The organism is Glycomyces albidus (assembly GCF_009451885.1).
Classification (GTDB): Bacteria; Actinomycetota; Actinomycetes; order Mycobacteriales; family Micromonosporaceae; genus Glycomyces; species Glycomyces albidus.
Genome location: NZ_WIAO01000048.1, coordinates 1 through 13336, shown reverse-complemented (window position 1 = coordinate 13336; position 13336 = coordinate 1). Strand labels below are relative to the sequence as shown.

At 70.2% G+C, this 13336-nt stretch carries 13 protein-coding genes; 7 read left to right on the top strand and 6 right to left on the bottom strand.

What is annotated here, in order from left to right; all coding sequences use genetic code 11:
* Positions 1 to 306 precede the first annotated feature (306 nt).
* Positions 307 to 1584 carry a nucleotide sugar dehydrogenase gene (locus GFD30_RS23860; protein ID WP_153027660.1) on the top strand — a complete coding sequence of 426 codons (1278 nt, stop codon included), beginning with the start codon at positions 307 to 309 and terminating at the stop codon, positions 1582 to 1584.
* 138 nt (positions 1585 to 1722) lie between these two features.
* Here the strand turns inward: GFD30_RS23860 and GFD30_RS23855 are convergent, their stop codons facing one another.
* Both GFD30_RS23855 and GFD30_RS23850 read right to left on the bottom strand, forming a co-directional pair.
* Positions 1723 to 2019, bottom strand: coding sequence for a hypothetical protein (locus GFD30_RS23855; protein WP_153027659.1), 297 nt, complete (start codon positions 2017 to 2019; stop codon positions 1723 to 1725).
* 2 nt (positions 2020 to 2021) lie between these two features.
* The gene (locus tag GFD30_RS23850) at positions 2022 to 2357 is read right to left on the bottom strand and encodes a hypothetical protein (RefSeq protein ID WP_153027658.1); all 336 of its coding nucleotides are present in this window, start codon (positions 2355 to 2357) and stop codon (positions 2022 to 2024) included.
* A 342-nt stretch (positions 2358 to 2699) separates the two neighbouring features.
* Between GFD30_RS23850 and GFD30_RS23845 the strand changes: the two genes are divergently transcribed.
* A complete protein-coding gene (locus GFD30_RS23845) occupies positions 2700 to 3440 on the top strand; it encodes a GntR family transcriptional regulator (protein WP_153027657.1) in 741 nt (246 codons plus the stop codon).
* 74 nt (positions 3441 to 3514) lie between these two features.
* Here GFD30_RS23845 and GFD30_RS23840 read toward each other — a convergent pair whose 3' ends face one another.
* Together GFD30_RS23840 and GFD30_RS23835 are read right to left on the bottom strand one after the other, a co-directional pair.
* Entirely contained in the window at positions 3515 to 4282 is a 768-nt protein-coding gene (locus tag GFD30_RS23840; RefSeq protein WP_322633562.1) for an ABC transporter permease, read from the bottom strand.
* A 2-nt stretch (positions 4283 to 4284) separates the two neighbouring features.
* Entirely contained in the window at positions 4285 to 5253 is a 969-nt protein-coding gene (locus GFD30_RS23835; RefSeq protein ID WP_153027656.1) for an ATP-binding cassette domain-containing protein, read from the bottom strand.
* A 133-nt stretch (positions 5254 to 5386) separates the two neighbouring features.
* On the opposite strand from GFD30_RS23835, the gene GFD30_RS23830 reads away from it, so the two are divergent.
* From GFD30_RS23830 to GFD30_RS23820, 3 genes are all read left to right on the top strand, one after another.
* Positions 5387 to 6064 carry a PadR family transcriptional regulator gene (locus tag GFD30_RS23830; protein ID WP_194202094.1) on the top strand — a complete coding sequence of 226 codons (678 nt, stop codon included), beginning with the start codon at positions 5387 to 5389 and terminating at the stop codon, positions 6062 to 6064.
* A gap of 184 nt (positions 6065 to 6248) precedes the next feature.
* On the top strand, positions 6249 to 7988 hold the full coding sequence (locus tag GFD30_RS23825) for an acetyl/propionyl/methylcrotonyl-CoA carboxylase subunit alpha (protein ID WP_322633561.1): 1740 nt from the start codon (positions 6249 to 6251) through the stop codon (positions 7986 to 7988).
* A 180-nt stretch (positions 7989 to 8168) separates the two neighbouring features.
* A complete protein-coding gene (locus GFD30_RS23820) occupies positions 8169 to 9605 on the top strand; it encodes a GuaB1 family IMP dehydrogenase-related protein (protein WP_153027654.1) in 1437 nt (478 codons plus the stop codon).
* A gap of 570 nt (positions 9606 to 10175) precedes the next feature.
* Here GFD30_RS23820 and GFD30_RS23815 read toward each other — a convergent pair.
* Complete coding sequence (locus GFD30_RS23815; protein WP_153027653.1) at positions 10176 to 10817, bottom strand: response regulator; 642 nt, start codon at positions 10815 to 10817, stop codon at positions 10176 to 10178.
* Positions 10814 to 11674 carry a sensor histidine kinase gene (locus tag GFD30_RS23810; RefSeq protein WP_153027652.1) on the bottom strand — a complete coding sequence of 287 codons (861 nt, stop codon included), beginning with the start codon at positions 11672 to 11674 and terminating at the stop codon, positions 10814 to 10816. The genes GFD30_RS23815 and GFD30_RS23810 overlap by 4 nt, the downstream gene beginning before the upstream one ends.
* A 110-nt stretch (positions 11675 to 11784) precedes the next feature.
* On the opposite strand from GFD30_RS23810, the gene GFD30_RS23805 reads away from it, so the two are divergent.
* Both GFD30_RS23805 and GFD30_RS23800 read left to right on the top strand, forming a co-directional pair.
* Positions 11785 to 12516, top strand: a complete 732-nt coding sequence (locus tag GFD30_RS23805) for an ABC transporter ATP-binding protein (RefSeq protein WP_322633560.1) — start codon at positions 11785 to 11787, stop codon at positions 12514 to 12516.
* Entirely contained in the window at positions 12513 to 13268 is a 756-nt protein-coding gene (locus tag GFD30_RS23800; protein WP_153027651.1) for an ABC transporter permease, read from the top strand. The genes GFD30_RS23805 and GFD30_RS23800 overlap by 4 nt, the downstream gene beginning before the upstream one ends.
* Positions 13269 to 13336 lie beyond the last annotated feature (68 nt).

Here is a 13336-nt window from a genome sequence, read left to right as displayed (position 1 = left end):
GATGGGCGCCCCGGCGCGTCGTATGCGAATACGCATGTGAACGGCGAATTTCCTCGAGCGTGTGCGGAATGCCAGGCGCTGCTCGAACCACCGGACGGAATGGTGAATTTTCGCTGAGCAGTCGGTGAACAGATCGGCGGTCGAACAATTTCCTTCACATTAAATGACCAATACGTGAACAAGCAGCCAACATAGATTTACGTTTGCCCTGGTGAAACCCCTGGGCGTTGCCGTTGCTAATCTCGGTTCACGCCCCCGAGCCCAACCAGCCGAATCGCAAAGGACTCCACTGTGTCTGCTAACGACATGGCATCTGAAGGACGCGCCGGGACCCCGGTCGACCTGGTCGTGGTCGGGCAGGGCTACGTCGGCCTGCCACTGGCCCAGGCCGCGACCGCCAAGGGCCTCACCGTGGTCGGCCTCGACCGCACCCAGTCCGTGGTCGACGCGCTCAACGCGGGCACGAGCCACATCGACGACATCTCCGACGCCGAGCTCGCCGAGATGCTCGCCCAGGGGTACACCGCGACCACCGACGCGTCGGTCCAGGCGCGCGCGAAGGCCATCGTCATCTGCGTCCCGACCCCGCTCGGCGAGGCCGGCGGCCCCGACCTGGCGGCCGTCATCGGCGCCTCCCGCGCCGCCGGGAAGCACCTCCAGCGGGGCGCGCTCGTCGTCCTGGAGTCCACCACCTACCCGGGCACCACCGAAGAGGTCGTCGCCCCGATCCTGCAGGAGGAGTCCGGCCTCGAGCCGGGCGTCGACTTCTGCCTCGCGTTCTCCCCCGAACGGGTCGACCCGGGCAACCCGGTCTACGGGATCGTCAACACCCCCAAGGTCGTCGGCGGCCTCACCCCCGAGTGCACCGCCGCCGCGAAGGCGCTCTACTCGCGGTTCATCGACACCATCGTCGAGGCCAAGGGCCCCCGCGAGGCCGAGATGGCGAAGCTGCTGGAGAACACGTACCGGCACGTCAACATCGCGCTCGTGAACGAGATGGCCGTGTTCTGCCGCGAACTCGGGGTCGACCTGTGGGACGCGATCGGCCTCGCGAAGACCAAGCCGTTCGGGTACCAGGCGTTCTACCCCGGCCCCGGCGTCGGCGGGCACTGCATCCCGATCGACCCGAACTACCTGTCGTACAAGGTCCGCACCCTCGGCTACCCGTTCCGGTTCGTGGAGCTGGCGCAGGAGATCAACAACCGGATGCCCGAGTACGTGGTCAACCGGGCCATGGCCAAGCTCAACGGGAGCGGCATCGCGCTCTCGCGCGCCCGAGTCCTGCTGCTGGGCGTCACCTACAAGCCCGACATCGCCGACCAGCGCGAGTCGCCCTCGACCCCGGTGGGCCGCAAGCTCATCGAGGCCGGCGCCGAACTCGCCTACCACGACCCGCACGTGACGACCTGGAACGTCGCCGGGCACGAGGTCGAGCGGGTCGCCGACCTCGCCACCGCCAAGGCCGACCTCATCGTCCTGCTCACCAACCACGCCGAGTACAAGCCGGACGCGCTCCCGGCCGGAGTGCCGGTGCTCGACACGCGGGGCGCGCTGCGGGGCGTCGACGGCGTCGAGACCCTGTAAGACGCAAAGAGAAGCCGCCGCGGACCGGATCGGTCCGCGGCGGTTCCGTTTGGGCCTCACCTCGGCCGATCTTTCGGAAGTACAGTTCCGGGAAGTGCACTTCCGTACACTCCGGGGTCCCTGAGCTGGCGTTTTGGATCATCCACATTGCTTCAAGGAAGCAGACCCCCGCCAATCGCGGCGTGCAAGGTCCCTGGCGTCGACTTCGATGCCGGGGCTCATCGGATCGCCGTCCCAGGTGGGACGCCACACTGTGGGACAGGTTTCGGGCTCGGTGAAGACGGCGACAGGGCGGGGACCGAGCCCTGTGCCTTCATCGCAGCTGATGCCATGCAGAGCCGGATCTTCGATGTTCCTTTCCACCAGGAACCGGATGGTGTCGCCCAAGCCGATGTCACGGGTGAACTCGCCGAGCAAGTACCAGTCGTCAGCCATGTTCATCTTGCCGCTTGAACGCCCAATGCAGGAGCAGGCCAAGGGCTCGGCCTGCGCCGGTGTGCTCCGGTGGGGCGGTACCGGCGATGCAGGCGCAGGTCTTCGGGATTGATATCGCCTGACAGCAGCGCTGCCTCGCGCTGGGGAACGGTGGCGGTTGCGATGAAGTGGCGGGCGGCCGACCCGCGGAAGTGGCAACCGTGCCTGCCCCAGCGTTCACCGCACCAGTCGCAGCGGAGGCGGCCGAAACCGAACCAGGTTCGGTACGGCTGGTGCAGTTGCAGGTCGATCTTGGCCCATGCGGGTACAGCATCGCGCGATAGGCTGGTCAGCGCCATGAGAATGCTCTTCTCCTGGTGTACGCGGCCCGCCGGTCTAGGTTCCAAGCTTTCCCGGCGGGCCGCTGTCTGTGTGCGGCCCTATTGAGTTCGAGTTCCGCTCGCCCCGAGGTTCACCCTCGGGGCGAGCGTGGATCACCGGCGGCATCCGCCTGCCCCCACCAAGGCAGGCGGACTGCGAGTGAGCACCGCGAATCGGCGACCCGGAGTAAAGCTGTCACGAGTAAATCACAACCGATGGCATCAGTCAAGATTGATGCCATCGAAATGAGAGACTCTCGCCCGAGCCCCATCACCCTCTGGGTAGGCTGAGGCGTCATCAGGCGAGGAGGTGCGATCGACATGCAAGGCAAGCAGGGCTCCGCAGCGGCGACAGCCGCTGAAGCGCTGCGCCGGCGAATCCTGGATGGCACCTACTCTCCTGGCCAGCGCCTCCCGAGCGCGACCGCGATCGGCAATGAGTTCGGCATCGACCGCGGCACTGCGGCCAGGGTGCTCGCACAGTTGCGGCAGACCGGTTTCATCATCACCAAACCGGGTTCGGGAAGCTTCGTTCGCACCTTCGAGCCGATTCGTCGGTCGTTCCCCGCGCGGCTGGCCGCATGGCGCGAAGGCCAGTCGATCCAGGATGCCGACACCGGCAAGCGGGCGCGGATGGTGGAGGTGACCGTCGGCGAAGTGCCCGCGGGCGAGACCGTCGCCGCCGAACTATCGATCGACACCGGCGCGCCGGTGCTCCGCAGATCCCGCCGATTCGCCGTCGATGACCGGCTGGTGCAACTGGCCGACTCGTTCTACCTGCTCGACTTGGTCCGCTCGACCCCCATCGTCTACACCGACACCGGTCCGGGCGGCGTGTATGCGCGGCTCGATGAAATCGGGCATGCACCGGTCCGTTTCACCGAGCGCCTGCGGGCGCGGATGCCCCTGCCGACCGAGACCGATGCGCTCGAACTCCCCGGCGGCACACCAGTCCTCGTCATCACCCGCATGGCGTTCGACAGCGAGGACCGCTGTATCGAAGTCACCGAGATGGTGCTCGACGCCAGTGCCTACGAGCTCGAGTACCACGCCACGATCTGAACCCCGGCGACGAACAGTGGGAGGGCCCTGGCGCGAAGCGCCAGGACCCTCCCGGATACGGGTTTCCCTGGTCTCTACGCCACGGCTCGGGCGAACTTGCGGGTCGCCCACCACACGAGCAGCACCGTCAGCACCCCGAGGATCGCGGTCGCCTGCCACACGAAGTCGCTGTCGAGGTTCCCGGCGAACAGGTCGCGGGACGCCTGGACCGCGTAGTAGAACGGGTTGAAGTCGGCCACGCTCTGGAGCCAGGTCGGGGCCATCGCCATCGGCAGCATGATGCCGGAGATGAGCATGATCGGCTGGACCAGCGTGTTGATCGTCGGCGCCATCGCGTCCTCGCTCTTGAGGATGATCGCCAGGCCGAGCGAGACGGCGGCGAGCATGAACGCGGTGAGCATGACGATCAGGAGCATCAGGAACACGCCCGGCCAGTAGACGTCGAGCTTCCCGGTCAGGGCTGCCAGGAGTACCAGCGCGAGCGACTGGAACACCGTGGTCGTCACCGTCGAGAGGGTCCGGCCGAGCATGAGCGCCACCCGGCTCACCGGGGTGACGCGCATCCGCTCGATGACGCCCTGGCGCAGCTCAGCGATCAGGCCGAAGCCGACGAACGCGGACCCGAAGAGCGCCATCATGATGATCAGCCCGGGCACGAACGTCTCCATCGCGCCGTTCTCGAACCCGGGCACGCCCGCGCCCTCCATCGGGTCCAGGAGCGGCGCGAACAGGAACAGGAAGTAGATCGGCTGGACCAGCATGACGATGAGCCAGACCGGCTGCTTCAGGTTGAGCTTCATGGCCCGGGAGTAGACGAGCCACGTGTCGCGGACGATCTTCACCGCTACTTCTCCTCTCGCAGGGACCGGCCGGTCTGCTTCAGGAAGACGTCGTCGAGGCTCGGCCGGTGCAGCTCGATGGATGCCGGGGAGAGGTCCGCGGCGTCGAGGGCGCGGAGCAGCTCGGGGAGCGCCGAGGCGCCGTCGTCGACGTACAGGCGCAGGACCGCGATCCCGGTCGCCGGGTCCGGCTCACCCGCCTCGACCTCGCGCACGAAGTCCTTGGCGGCGAACAGGTCCCGGGCCTCGGAGGCGCGCTCGGGGACGCCGACGGCGACGACGTCCCCGGCGACCTCCTTCTTCAGCTCGTTCGGGGTGCCCTCGGCGACGATCTCGCCGTGGTCGATGATCGCGAGCCGGTCGCACAGGGCGTCGGCCTCGTCGAGGTAGTGGGTGGTCAGGAAGATCGCGGTCCCGCGCTCGCGCAGGCCCCGCACCTCGTCCCACATGTGGGCGCGCGACTGCGGGTCGAGGCCCGTGGTCGGCTCGTCCAGGAACAGGAGCTTCGGCTCGTGCATGATGCCGAGCGCGATGTCGAGGCGGCGCTTCTGGCCGCCCGAGTAGGTCTTGACGTTGCGGTCGGCGTACTCGCCGAGCTGGAAGGACTCCAGGACCTCGGCGGCCCGCGCCTGCGCGCGCTTCTTCGACATGCCGTAGAGCCGGCCCTGCATGACGAGCTCTTCGCGGGCGGTGACCTCGCCCCAGGTGCCGCCGGCCTGGCCGACGTAGCCGATGTCGCGGCGGACCCTGCCGGCGGCGCGGGCCAGGTCGTGGCCGCAGACGACCGCGTGGCCCTCGGTGGGCTCGATGAGGGTGGACAGCATCCGCATCGTCGTGGTCTTGCCGGCGCCGTTCGGGCCGAGGAGGCCGAAGACCTCCCCTTCCTTGACGGCGAGGTCGACGCCGCGCACGGCCTCGACCTCCTTGCCGCGGGACTTGAAGGTCTTCTTCAGCCCCCTGGTCTCGATGAGCATGGGTACCTCACGGGTGGGTGGATCCGATGAACGTGGTTCCTTGTTCAAGTTTGACTATATAGGCCGCGTCGTGTACGGCACAACCAGGTATCAGTCCATCCGCGAGATTAGTCAACGGTATAATATTGCCGGTATGTGGAGTACCCGCCTGCTCGTCCTCGGCCTGGTCAGATGGCTCGGCCCCGTCCACGGCTACCTGGTCCGCCGGGAGCTCGACTCGTGGCGGATGCCGGGCATCTCCGAGATCGGCGCCGGCTCGATCTACCACGCGCTGAAACGGCTCACCGCCGACGGCAGCCTCGAAGTCGCCGGCACCGAGTCCGTCGACGCCCGCCCCGCGCGCACCACCTACCGCATCACCGCCCACGGCGAGGCCGAGTTCCAGCGCACGCTGCGCGAGAAGCTGTGGGAGGTCAGCGGCGGCGACGACCCCTTCCACACCGCCTGGTCCTTCGCGACCGTCCTCACCCGCGCCGAGAACATCGCCCTGCTGCGCCAGCGCGCCGAGACCCTCTACCACCGCATCGAATCGGTGACCGTCATCCTCGCCGCGACCTCGCCCGAGACCGCCGAGGACCGGGAGTCGGCGTTCCTCCCCGCGCACGTGCGGGCACTCCTCAAGCGCCAGACCGACCTGTGGAACTCGGACGCCGAGTGGTGCGAGGACACGGCCGGGCGCATCGAGTCCGGCGACCTCGAGATCGGCCCCGACCCCGACCCGGAGCAGGCCGCGCACTGGCGCGAAGCGATCCGCAGCGAGAAGTTCGCCGAAGAGGCCGCAATGTGGCAGTCGGTGTTCGAGGACTCGTGACGGGGCGCGGCCCGGCCGCCCCGGACCCGCGCCACTCAAACGATCGTTCAGGGAATCACGCTAAAAAATACACAATGCTTGTTGTGGAGACCCACTAAATATCGTCCGGTTCATACCAGTTCTTCCGGCCACTGTGCGTCGCCGTCGCCCCGGTCTCAGATGTCCGGCCATTACACTGCGGGACGTGCGCAAGGTTTTGATCGCCAACCGCGGCGAGATCGCAGTGAGAGTCATCCGGGCCTGCCGTGACGCCGGCTTCGCGTCCGTCGCCGTCTACGCCGACGGCGACCGCGATGCCCCCCACACGCTCCTGGCTGACGAAGCGTTCGCCCTCGACGGCCTCACGGCCGCCGACACCTACCTGCGGATCGACAAGCTGCTGCGGGTCGCCGAGCGGTCCGAAGCGGACGCCGTGCACCCCGGGTACGGGTTCCTCTCCGAGAACGCCGAGTTCGCCCAGGCCGTCATCGACGCCGGGCTGACCTGGATCGGCCCGACCCCGCAGTCCATCAGGGACCTCGGCGACAAGGTCACCGCGCGCCACCTCGCCATGAAGGCCGACGTGCCGCTCGTCCCCGGCACCAAGGACCCGGTGAAGGACGCCACCGAGATCCTCGCGTTCGCCGACGAGCACGGGCTGCCCGTCGCGATCAAGGCCGCCTTCGGCGGCGGCGGGCGCGGCCTCAAGGTCGCCCGCACCCGCGAGGAGATCCCGGACCTGTACGAGTCCGCGGTCCGCGAGGCCGAGGCCGCGTTCGGGCGCGGCGAATGCTTCGTCGAGCGCTACCTCGACCGGCCCCGCCACGTCGAAGCCCAGGTCCTCGCCGACACGCACGGCAACGTCATCGTCGTCGGCACCCGCGACTGCTCGCTCCAGCGCCGCCACCAGAAACTCGTCGAAGAGGCGCCCGCGCCGTTCCTCACCGACGAGCAGCGCGCCGTGATCCACAACGCCGCCAAGGCCATCTGCAAAGAGGCCGAATACCACGGCGCCGGGACGGTCGAGTTCCTCGTCGCCGTCGACGGCACCATCTCCTTCCTCGAGGTCAACACCCGGCTCCAGGTCGAGCACCCTGTCTCCGAGGAGACCAGCGGCCTCGACCTCGTGCGCGAGCAGTTCCGCATCGCCTCCGGCGAGAAGGTCCCGCTCCTGGAGGACCCCGAGCCGCGCGGCCACTCCATCGAGTTCCGCATCAACGGCGAAGACCCCGGCCGCGGGTTCCTGCCCGCCCCCGGCACCGTCACCAAGCTGCGCCTCCCCGCCGGGCCGGGCGTGCGCGTCGACACCGGCATCGTCGAGGGATCCGTCATCGACGGGAACTTCGACTCGCTGCTGGCCAAGGTCATCGTCACCGGCGCCACCCGTGAGGAGGCCCTGCGCCGCTCCGCGCGGGCTCTCGCCGAGATGGAGGTCGAGGGCATCGCCACCGTCCTCCCGTTCCACCGCCTCGTGGTCGAGGACCCGGCGTTCGCCGAGGACTTCACCGTCCACACGCGCTGGATCGAGACCGAATGGGACAGCACGCTCGAACCGTTCGACGCGAGCGCGGCCGCCGGCGAGTCCGAGGAGCGGACGAGCCTCGTCGTCGAGGTCGGCGGGAAGCGCCTCGAGGTGTCCATCCCGGCCGGGCTGCTCAACCCGGTCGCGTCGAGCAAGCCGAAGAAGCGCGCCGCGAAGAAGCGGGCCGACTCGGGCCCGGCGATCGGCGGCGACGGCCTGCCCTCGCCGATGCAGGGCACCATCGTGAAGGTCGCCGTCGCCGACGGCCAGTCCGTGGTCAAGGGCGACACGATCGTGGTCCTCGAGGCCATGAAGATGGAGCAGCCGATCGAGGCCCACAAGTCGGGCACGGTCTCCGGCCTCGAAGTCGCGATCGGCGACGTCGTAGCAGCCGGGGCGCCGATCTGCCAGATCTCGGACTGACGGGAAGCCGTAACGGATCTGTCGGGTCTCAGACTTACAGCCGCCACGCCGGCGAGGGACAATTGATGTTGCTGTGCGTAGCACCACAAGCACTGCTGCCGACGACCGAAACCGGGTTAGGGTTCCCGGCGGCGGAGGATCGCCGCCCGACCCGAACCACTCCCTACAGGGGGCCTTGCCATGCGCTTCATCGACGGAACTCCTGACTACGAGCTCACCTACTCGGACGTGTTCATGGTCCCCAACCGGTCGAACGTGGCCTCGCGCCTCGACGTCGACCTGTCGACGACCGACGGCACCGGGAACTCGATCCCGATCATCGCGGCGAACATGACCGCGGTCTCGGGCCGGCGCATGGCCGAGACCCTCGCCCGCCGCGGCGCCCTGGCCGTGATCCCCCAGGACATCCCCGTCGACGTCGTCGCCGACGTCATCGCGCGCGTGAAATCCCGCCCCCTCGACTGCGACGCCGCCCTGACCCTCCCGCCGACCGCGACGGTCGCCGAGGCGATCGCGCTGTTCCCCAAGCGCGCGCACAGCGCGGTCATCGTCATCGACTCCGAGCGCCGCCCCCTCGGCGTGGTCACCGAGGCCGACTGCCGCGGCGTCGACCGGTTCACCCAGCTCGAACAGGTCGCCTCCGACCGGCTCGTCACCCTGCCGATCGGGACCACCGAAGCCGAGGCGTTCCGGATCCTCGAAGAGGCGAACGTGAAGCTCGCGCCCGTCCTCGACACCGACGGCCGCCTCCACGGCGTGATCACCCGCGCCGGCGCCCTCCGCAACACGATCTACCGGCCGAACACCGACGCCGACGGGAAGCTCCGCGTCGCGGTCGCCATCGGCATCAACGGCGACGTCACCGGCAAGGCCACGGCACTCGTCGAAGCCGGCGCGGACGTCATCGTGGTCGACACCGCACACGGCCACCAGGAGAAGATGCTCGACGCCCTGAAACTCGTCCGCGACGCCGCCCCGGGCCTGCCCGTCGCGGCCGGGAACGTCGTCACCGCCGAGGGCACGATGGACCTGATCAACGCGGGCGCCGACATCGTCAAGGTCGGCGTCGGCCCCGGCGCCATGTGCACCACCCGGATGATGACCGGCGTCGGCCGGCCCCAGTTCTCCGCGGTCCTCGAATGCGCCGCGACCGCCCGGCGCCTCGGCCGCCACGTCTGGGCCGACGGCGGCGTCCGCCACCCCCGCGACGTCGCGCTCGCCCTCGCCGCCGGCGCCTCGAACGTCATGATCGGCTCCTGGTTCGCCGGCACCCACGAGTCGCCCGGCGACATGCACTACGACGCGAACGGCAAGCCCTACAAGGAGTCCTTCGGCATGGCCTCGGCCCGCGCCGTCAAGGCCCGCAGCGCCGGCGAGACCTCCTTCGACCAGGCCCGCAAGGCCCTGTTCGAAGAAGGCATCTCCACCGGCCGCATGTACCTCGACCCGCAGCGGCCCGGTGTGGAGGACCTGCTCGACTCGATCGTGGCCGGCATCCGCTCCGCCGCGACCTATGCGGGCGCGACGAACCTCGAGGAGTTCCACGAGCGGGCCGCCGTCGGCGTCCAGTCAGCCGCGGGCTACACCGAAGGCGCGCCGGTTCCGAGTAGCTGGTAATCGCTCGGATCCGAGTGGACTGGTTTCTGTCAAGCGTCACCGTCGACAGGTAGGCCGAGTCCGGTTCGCGCGCCTCTGGCGTGATCGGTCGGGTCGGATTGGTGTTCCGGCCGGTGAGTCGTATTGGCGCGCATCCTGAGTGGAGCCGCGGGCGTCCGTCTCTCGACGGACGCCCGCGGTGTTTCTCGCGAGGTGTCTTGGCAGGAGCCGCGCGGGAGTGCACTCCCGCGCGGTCTTCGGGGGCGGCCCCCGGGGTTTCCCACATTCGCCGCCAGTCCCGCCAGGACCGGTCCGCCACTCCGCACTTCCACCACCACCGGCGGAGCAGACGTTTTTTCTCTACCAACAATCACAGGTCCGGCCGGGTCTGCCAAGAACCCTTTTCCGGCCTGTGGATAACTTCGCTCCGCATTCGACTGTCGCATCCCTCCACCGTCGCACAGCGGCTCCTTGTTGCCGAGGGCCGATTCGCGACCTGTGGACAACCGCTGCGGCGCTCCCGCCGCCGGCGCTGACGCTGGCGTTCAGCAGCTCGTGTCGCACGCACTCCGTGGCGCCCGGGTGCCGTGTTCACCCGCTCGCGTCTCGGGCGAGCAGTGCTGCCTGGACCCGGTTCGCGCACTCGAGTTTCGCCAGGATGCGGCTGACATAGGTCTTCACCGTCGCCTCGCTCATGTGGACCCGGGCCGCGATCTCGGCGTTCGCCAGACCCTCGGCCACCAGGTCGAGGACCTCGCGTTCACGCGCGGCGAGCCGCGCGACGCGCTCCGCGGCGTCTCTTCGGCGCGGGGCCGACTCGGGGGCGACGAGGCCCAGGACCATCCGGGTCACCGCCGGCGACAGGTACGCCTCGCCCGCGGCCACCGCGCGCACCGCGGCCACCAGCTCCTCCGGGGCGCACGACTTCAGCACGAACCCCGCCGCGCCGCGCTCCACCGCCGCGAGGACGTTCTCCTGGTCGCCGAATGAGGTGAGCACCAGCGCCCGCGTCGCGGGCGCGGTCGCCGCCAGGCGCTCGGCCACCGCGAGCCCCCCGAGGCCGGGCATGTGCAGGTCCAGGAGCGCCACGTCGGGCCGGTGCCGCTCGGCCGCGGCCAGCGCCGTGCGGCCGTCGTGGGCGGTGGCGGCGACCGTGAACCCGGCGGCCTCCAGGACCGTGCGGACTCCTTCGACGACGAGCGGCTCGTCGTCGGCCACGAGGACCGTCGTCATCGGACCCCCGCGACCGAGCTGAGCGGGACCAGGATGAGCAGGACCACCAGGGTCGCGTACGCGGCGGCGCGCACGCGCGGCGCGACCCGGGGCGGCGCGGTTCGGGGCAGCATGGCGCTCAAGCGGAACCGGCCGTCCTCGACGCGGTGGTCGAGGAGGCCGCCGGCGGCGTCGACGCGTTCGCGCAGGCCGGTCAGGCCGTGGCCGCCCGCGAGGGCGGCGGGCGCCGAGGCGGGCACCGGGTTCTCGACGGCGACGAGCAGGGCGTCGTCCTCCCAGGTCACGGAGGCGGTGATGGGGGCGCCGGGGGCGTGTTTGGCGGCGTTCGCGAGCCCCTCTTCGAGGACCGCGTAGGCGGCGCGGGAGCCGGCAGCGGGGAAGGGGCCGGGTTCGCCGCGTTGGCGGAGTTCGACGGGGACGCCGGCTTCGACGAACTGGGCGGTGAGGGCCGCGGCGGCGCCGGCGTCGAAGTCGGGGCCGGTGTCCTCGGCGCCGCGGAGGACGGCGACGAGGCCGTGGAGGTCGTCGACGGCGGCGCGGACGGAGTCGCCGACGCGGCGGGCCTCGGCGCGGCGCCGGGGGTCGGTCTCGCTGACTTCGAGGGCGGCGGCCTGCACCGCCGCGAGGCCGAGGCGGCGGCCGATCCGGTCGTGCATGTCGCGGGCCAGGCGGAGGCGCTCGCGGTGGACGGCGGCTTCGCGTTCGCGCTCGGATCTGCGGTGCCGCTGCCACAGGGCGATGACGACGGCGGCGGCGAGCAGGGCCAGCACCGAGGCAGGTACCGGTCCGGCCGGGAGCAGTGCGAGGACGGCGAACTCGGCCACGACGACCGCCACGGGCACGAGGAGACCTCTCATGGGGCCAGGGTACGCACCGGGGAGGGCGCGCGGCCGTTCACTTTCGTCTCGGGCATCGGCGACGTTCGGGGACTGTCCACGCGCCCTTCGGGATTCCTACGGTTGGCCGCGTGATCGAAGTCCTCAACCTGACCAAGCGGTATCGCGGCGGCACGGCCGTCGACGACCTCACTTTCACCGTGGAACCGGGCCGCGTCACCGGTTTCCTCGGCCCCAACGGCGCGGGCAAGTCCACCACCATCCGGATGATCCTCGGCCTGGACCGGCCCACGGCGGGGTCGGCGCTGATCGGCGGGCGCCCGTATGCGTCGCTGGAGCGGCCCCTGACGCAGGTGGGGGCGCTACTGGAGGCGTCCGACCTGCATCCGGGCCGCAGCGCCCGCGACCATCTGCTGTGGCTGGCCCGGTCGAACGGGTTCGGGCGGCAGCGGGTCGCGGCGGTCCTGGAGGAGACCGGGCTGACCGAGGCGGCCGGGAAGCACGCGCGGGCGTACTCGCTCGGCATGAAGCAGCGACTCGGGATCGCCGCGGCGCTGCTCGGGGACCCTGGGGTGCTCATCCTCGACGAGCCGGTGAACGGGCTCGACCCGGAGGGGGTGATCTGGATCCGGAACCTCGCCAAGCGACTCGCGGGCGAGGGCCGGACCGTACTCGTGTCGAGCCACCTCATGGCCGAGATGGCGGTGACGGCTTCGCATCTGGTCGTGATCGGCCGCGGCCGGCTGCTCGCGGACCTGCCGACCGGGGAGTTCGTGGCGGCCCATTCCGGTTCGAACCTCGAGGAGGCGTTCATGCGGTTGACCAGCGAATCGGTCCAGTACCGGGCGGGAGGGGAGCGGTGAGCGCGCTCGGGGCCGCGGCGGCGGCCGAATGGGTGAAGGTCCGGTCGGTGCGGTCGACGCCGATCATGCTGGGCGCGTTCGCGGTGGTCGGGGTCGGGCTCGGCTGGCTGGTGGCCGGGAGCTTCGCGGACTCGACACGGGAGCAGGATCCGCTGGCGGCCGGGTTCTTCAGCCTGCTGCTGGGTCAGCTCCTGCTCATCACGTTCGCGGTGCAGTTCGTCGGCTCGGAGTACTCGACGGGGACGATCCGCGTCTCGCTCGCGGCGGTGCCCTCGCGGGGCCGGTTCTACGCGGCGAAGATGATCGTGACGGGCCTGGTGGTCGCGGCGGTCGCGGTCGTGGTGGAGCTGGCGACGTTCTTCACGGCGCAGTCGCGGCTCGGCGACGACGCGGTGCCGATCGGCGAGTGGGAGACGATCGAGGCGCTCCTGGGCGGCTGGATCCACCTGACGCTGCTGAGCCTGTTCGCGGCGGGGCTCGCGGTGATGATCCGCAGCATGGTGGTCGCACTGTCGGTGCTGCTGCCGATCCTGTTCCTGTCCTCGCAGGGCCTGGGGAACATCGACGCGATCCGGCCGTGGGCGCAGTACCTGCCGGACCAGGTCGGCATGGTGGTCATGCACTTGACGGTGCCGGGCGACCCGCAATTCGGCCGGGACTACGGCGCCTGGGAGGGCATCGGCCTCCTCGTGCTGTGGACGGCCGCAGCCCTCGTCGGCGGGTGGATCGCCTTGCGCCGCAGGGACGCCTGACCGGTGCGCGGGACGGCCCGGGGCCGTCCCGCGCGCCACGTGCGGACCTCCGCGCCACCCCCCCCGGC